Source organism: uncultured Nostoc sp., from assembly GCF_964245575.1.
In the GTDB taxonomy this organism is placed as follows: Bacteria; Cyanobacteriota; Cyanobacteriia; order Cyanobacteriales; family Nostocaceae; genus Nostoc.
Genome location: NZ_CAXTNP010000173.1, coordinates 12,023 through 17,499 on the forward strand (window position 1 = coordinate 12,023; position 5,477 = coordinate 17,499).

5 protein-coding genes are annotated in these 5,477 nt (G+C 44.5%); 4 read left to right on the top strand and 1 reads right to left on the bottom strand.

The window, feature by feature from the left end:
- Positions 1–189: 189 nt before the first annotated feature.
- Positions 190–858, bottom strand: a complete 669-nt coding sequence (purN, locus tag ACFFAP_RS24330; RefSeq protein WP_375513625.1) for a phosphoribosylglycinamide formyltransferase — start codon at positions 856–858, stop codon at positions 190–192.
- Between the two features lie 325 nt (positions 859–1,183).
- Between purN and ACFFAP_RS24335 the strand changes: the two genes are divergently transcribed.
- The 4 genes from ACFFAP_RS24335 to ACFFAP_RS24350 all read left to right on the top strand — a co-directional run bounded on the left by ACFFAP_RS24335 (position 1,184) and on the right by ACFFAP_RS24350 (position 5,304).
- A complete protein-coding gene (locus tag ACFFAP_RS24335; protein WP_375513626.1) occupies positions 1,184–4,408 on the top strand; it encodes an SUMF1/EgtB/PvdO family nonheme iron enzyme in 3,225 nt (1,074 codons plus the stop codon).
- A 125-nt stretch (positions 4,409–4,533) separates the two neighbouring features.
- On the top strand, positions 4,534–4,656 hold the full coding sequence (locus ACFFAP_RS24340) for a hypothetical protein (RefSeq protein WP_375513627.1): 123 nt from the start codon (positions 4,534–4,536) through the stop codon (positions 4,654–4,656).
- Positions 4,657–4,697: 41 nt separating this feature from the next.
- Positions 4,698–4,922 (top strand): ribbon-helix-helix protein, CopG family, encoded by a 225-nt coding sequence (locus ACFFAP_RS24345; RefSeq protein WP_375513628.1) that lies wholly within the window; start codon positions 4,698–4,700, stop codon positions 4,920–4,922.
- Positions 4,909–5,304 (top strand): type II toxin-antitoxin system PemK/MazF family toxin, encoded by a 396-nt coding sequence (locus ACFFAP_RS24350; RefSeq protein WP_375513629.1) that lies wholly within the window; start codon positions 4,909–4,911, stop codon positions 5,302–5,304. Before ACFFAP_RS24345 ends, ACFFAP_RS24350 begins: the two co-directional genes overlap by 14 nt.
- Positions 5,305–5,477: the final 173 nt, after the last annotated feature.

A 5,477-nucleotide genomic window follows, 5' to 3' on the forward strand; every position in this document is an offset into this window, starting at 1 on the left:
ATAGCGATGCAAGTAGGATTTACTCTCGATCATGCTAGGCTTTTACAAGCGTATCAAGTTACTGAAGCGAACTCTGGTAAATAGCTTTGTGGAAGAGGATGCAATCCGCTCCGGATAAACACGGGAGAAAAAAGAGTTATTGTCCAATAATTCTTTCTCCCCTTGCCTCCCCTGCCTCGAGAAATTTCCTTAACCCAAGTGTATTGAGCTTAGTGTAGTTTTTGACGAAGAAGCTGCTAGAGCGATCGCTAATGGTAAAATTCGATGTTCCTGAATTTGAATCCGGGCGTGGAGTGTTTCTGCTGTATCATCCGGCAATACTGGTACTGCGGCTTGCATTAATATTGGGCCACTGTCCATTTCTAAACAAGCTATATGCGCTGTACAACCAGTAATTTTTACCCCAGATGCTAAGGCTTGTTCTACAGCATGGATTCCCTTGAAACTAGGTAACAAACTAGGATGGATATTGATAATTTTATCAGGAAAGGCATCCATGAAAACTGATGTTAACAATCGCATCCAACCTGCTAAAATCACCCATTCCACATCATAGTGCTGCAATGTCTGTACAATTTTCTGATCAAATTCTTCTCGATTTTGATAGTTGCGGTGATTCAATAAAACAGCTTCTACACCTCGATTAGCTGCTCTTACGGCTGCTTTCGCCGAGGGGTTATTGTAAATTAAAACTTGAATTTGGGCATTTAGCCGCCCATCTTGGATAGCTTGGGCAACTACATCAAAATTGCTGCCATTCCCAGAAGCCATAATTCCCAATTTTAAAGGGGCGACTTGTTGGCAATCGCTAATGCTGGGAGAAACCAAGCTCAGGGTAGAATCAGGGCAAAGGGTCATAACAGCTAAGAGGAAAAATTATAGATAGTAAAGGGGACTGGGGACTGGGGATTAGGGATTGGGGATTGGGGATTGGGTGTCAAATCGGTGAGGGTCAAACCTGGAAACTTCGCCAAATCTAGCTTATACGTTAAGTTGACACCTATGAGCATTGCTGTGCCCCTACCGTGTGGTCTATTTACCTAAAAATAGGTGTAAATTTTGCTGGAAAGATTTAGCTCATAACTAGTCCAATTGATATAGGTGATATTCTAAAACTTAGTATGAAGAAAACAACACACAAATTAAAGCCGCATAAGATTTGATCGCAGCATAGGTAAGTTAAATGGCGAAGGTAGCGTTGCTGATTGGAGTCAGTGAGTATGAACCAGGGCTGAACCCCTTACCCAGTGCAGTTAGAGACATAGAAGCAGTGTACGAGGTACTGCTGCATCCAGACATGGGTGGATTTGCTGCATCAAATATTACTCTGCTAAAAAATCCTGAGCGACAAATTGTAGAAATGGCGATCGAAATGCTGTTCTCCGGTCGGCACAGGGATGATTTGCTGCTACTGTACTTTTCAGGACACGGCATCAAAGACGATCGCGGTAGGCTGTATCTGGCGACTCGCAACACCAGTAAGACGCAGCAGGGCGAATTGATTCGCTCAACGTCGGTGTCTGCCAATTTTATTCACGATCGCATGAGCGAAAGCCGCTCGCGGCGGCAGGTGATAATTCTAGATAGCTGCTTTAGTGGCGCGTTTGCTGAGGGGATGTCTGCCAAAGATGATGGCACGATTGACATCCGGGAGCAGTTGGGCGGTGAAGGACGAGCCGTATTGACTTCTTCTACTTCAACTCAATATTCCTTTGAGGAACAAGGGCAAGATTTATCGATTTACACTCGTTTTTTGGTTGAAGGTATCAAATCGGGAGAAGCCGATCGCGATCAAGATGAATTTATCTCCATTGATGAACTCCATGAATACGCCAGTCAGAAGGTGCGAGAACTTCAACCGGCGATGAAGCCGGAAATCTATGCAATTCGAGAAGGCTTTAAAATTCGACTGACAAAGGTGGCTCCGGGCGATCCCAGACAGCGATATCGTAAAGAGGTAGCGCGATTTATTCATCGAGGCGAAATTTCTCTTGTTGGTCGTCGCACATTAGATTATCAGAGGACTCGCTTGGGATTGGAGACAACTGAGGCCAAGGTGATCGAAGATGAGATATTAGAACCGTACCGCAACGAGTTCCGCGAAAAACTCCAGCAGTATCAGCAGGTGTTTACCGAACTACTAGAGCGAGACGAGACAATTACCGATAGCGATCGCCACGATCTGCAAAATCTCCAGCAAATTTTGGGGCTGCGGAATGAGGACACGATGCCGATTGAGGCACTAGTGACTGCACGGTTTAAGACGCATCAGCAAAACCTGCAAATATATCAGCAGGAGTTTACAACGGCACTGCGACAGGAGTTTCCCCTGAGTGCAGCAAGCCGCGATCGCTTACGGCAAACCCAGCAGCAATTAGAGCTTGCGAATGGGGATATTGCCGCGATAGAATCTCAGATTACGGCTGAGGTAGAGGCATATCACCAGAAACTCCAGGACTACCAACGGCTGTTTTTTACTGCCACGCAGCAGGAATATCCTCTCAGCAAGGCAACCCGGAATAATTTACGCCAACAGCAGCAACGCTTGGAATTGACGGATGTAGATGTTGCACCAATTGAAGCGCAAATCACAACACAGATTGAAAGCTATCATCAAAAACTTCAGCAGTATGAGCAAGCGTTTGTGAAGGCGACGCAGCGCCAGCATTATCCAGATGAGGTGACGCAAAAGCAGTTGCAGCAAACCTGGCAGACGTTGGGATTGAGTGAAGGGGATGTGAGAGCGATCGAGAGGCGGATTAATGCGGAGATTGCAACGCATCAAGCAAACTTGCGGCAATATGAGCAGGAGTTTACAGAAGCTGTTGGGCAAGAATATCCGCTCAGTGCTTTCAAACGCTCTCAACTAACGCAACGTCATCAAGCGTTGAATCTGAATGCTGAGGATGTGACTGCAATTGAAAATCCAATTGTTACTGCGATCGAGGAACATCGGCACAAGCGGCAACAGTATGAAGAGGTGTTTAGAGAGTCGATGCAGTTTGAATATCCTCTTAGCGATACAACTCGTGAAGAACTTCAGCGTTTTCAACAAATTTTAGAACTAAATGATGCGGAAATAGCTGCACTTGAAGTAATTATTATTCAATCATCTTCAGAAGGAGAATACCGGAAAGAGCAAGAGAGAATCAGACAGCAACAAGAGACAGAACAACAAGAAGCTGTACGACTAAAGCAGCAGGAGGCAGAGAAACAACAACAAGAAGCTGTACGACTGAAGCAGCAGGATGCAGAGAAACAACGGCAGCAAGAGGAAGCAGAATCTCGCCAACAATTACAGCAGTATATTCAGCAGCCAAGCCGTACTCAACCCACTCAATCGACTCAAGAGCGAACCACTCAACCGACTCAAGAGCGAATAACCCGACAAAAGTTTTTGAAGTGGGCTGGCTTGGGAGGTGTAAGTTTGGTGACAGCAGTAATAGGTCATGAAATTTTTAAGGGTCAATCACCGACACCTGAATCTACTAATCAACCTGCTAATAAATTGACACCTATTTCTGTAGCTGAACCTAAATATATTCCCCCTACTAAAGAAGCGTCTAAAGCATTGGGATTACCCTTGTGGACGGTTGAGTTTGAAACGGTAACGGTAGATAAAAAGGGACAGGTAATTAAACGAGATCCTAACAAACAAGCTAAGTTCTTTAAGGAGGACTTAGGCAAGGGCATAACTCTGGAGATGGTTGAGATTCTTGCTGGTTCATTTAAGATGGGTTCGCCACCTGGTGAAAATGATCGAACCGAAAATGAAGAACCACAGCACGCTGTAAATGTGCCTGCTTTTTTTATAGGCAAGTTTCAAGTGACTCAGGAACAGTACCAGCAAATAATGGGTAGCAATCCCTCCAACTTCAAGGGAGCAAAACGTCCTGTAGAGAAAGTGTCCTGGAATGAAGCAGTAGAATTTTGCAAAAAGCTGAGTCAAAAGGCTGGGCGTAAATATCGCCTACCTAGTGAAGCAGAGTGGGAATACGCCTGTCGTGCAGGAACAACGACACCATTTCACTTCGGCGAAACCATTACGACTGAGTTAGCCAACTACGATGGGAATTACACCTACGCTTCTGCACCAAAGGGCAAATATCGTCAAGAAACAACAGAAGTAGGAAGTTTTCCACCCAACGCCTTTGGATTATACGACATGCACGGGAATGTCTTGGAGTGGTGTCAAGATACTTGGCATGACAGCTATAAAGGAGCGCCTAGTGATGGAAGTGCATGGATAGATAATAATCAATATCGAATGCTGCGGGGCGGTTCCTGGATCAGCGATCCTAAGGTCTGCCGTTCCGCGTCCCGCAACGGCGTCAATTGGGCGGAGCGCGTCAACATCAGCAACATTATTGGTTTTCGTGTTGTCTGCGCGGTTGGGAGGACTCTTTAGCCCTTGATACTTTAGCTCTTTTGCCCTTTGCCCTTATTTTCTTTACCCTTTTTGAGTGTAGCGGAGCGGAACGATCTAATTTTTTTCAAAAATAGGACTTACAAAGACTCCAAGTAGAGATAATTATGAACCAAAAGCTTATGCAAGCGATCGCCTGTGGGAAAGTGCGATCGCACTCATATAGAATGTCGGCATATAAGAGATTTGTCTTGAGCGATCGCACCTGTTGGGCTTTGAGATTAAGCTAGTATATTAGTAGGAATTATTTTTGCTACTAAATGGTAGGAATATGAATGTAGAAAAACTCTCTATTTCCTTATCATCATCTTTAGTGGAGTTTGTCGAAAATTACAAGCGCAATAAAGGATGTAAATCTCGTTCTCAAGTAATTGAAGAAGCATTAGAATTGCTGCGAAACCGAGAATTAAAGATAGCTTATCGAGAAGCGTCTGCTGAAGTTGATAACGATTGGGATGTGACAGTGGCAGATGGTTTAACAGATGAAACGTGGTGAGGCAGCGCGTTGCGGGGGTTTCCCCCGTTGTAGCGACTGCCGAACCCGTAAGGGTGATATTTATTACGCAAATCTTAGTCCGGTGATGGGTTCAGAAATGGGTAAACGTCGTCCAGTGCTAGTTGTTAGTAATGATATAAGTAATAGTGCTGCTACCACCGTAACAATTTTACCGCTTACTTCTAATGTGAACCGTGTTTATCCCTTTGAAGTTTTGCTTAATCCAGAGGTTAGTGGTTTAACGAAGCCTTCTAAAGTACAGGCGCAGCAAGTGCGAACAATTTCTAAGCAACGAATTACTGGTGAAGTATTAGGTAGTTTAAACGAAGAGATGATGGTACTAATTGATGCGGCGTTAAAATTGCATTTGGGATTGGTTTGAGTTTGCAGAAAAATAGCGATGCCTACGGCGGTAAACTAGGTAGTAACCAAGAAAATACACACTTGAGCAAGTATGCACAAAACTTAGCTTAAGTAAAGACTTCAACTATAAATAATTATGAACAAAGAGCTTACCCAAGCGATCGCCTCAGAAGTTCAGCTATTCCACAGCAT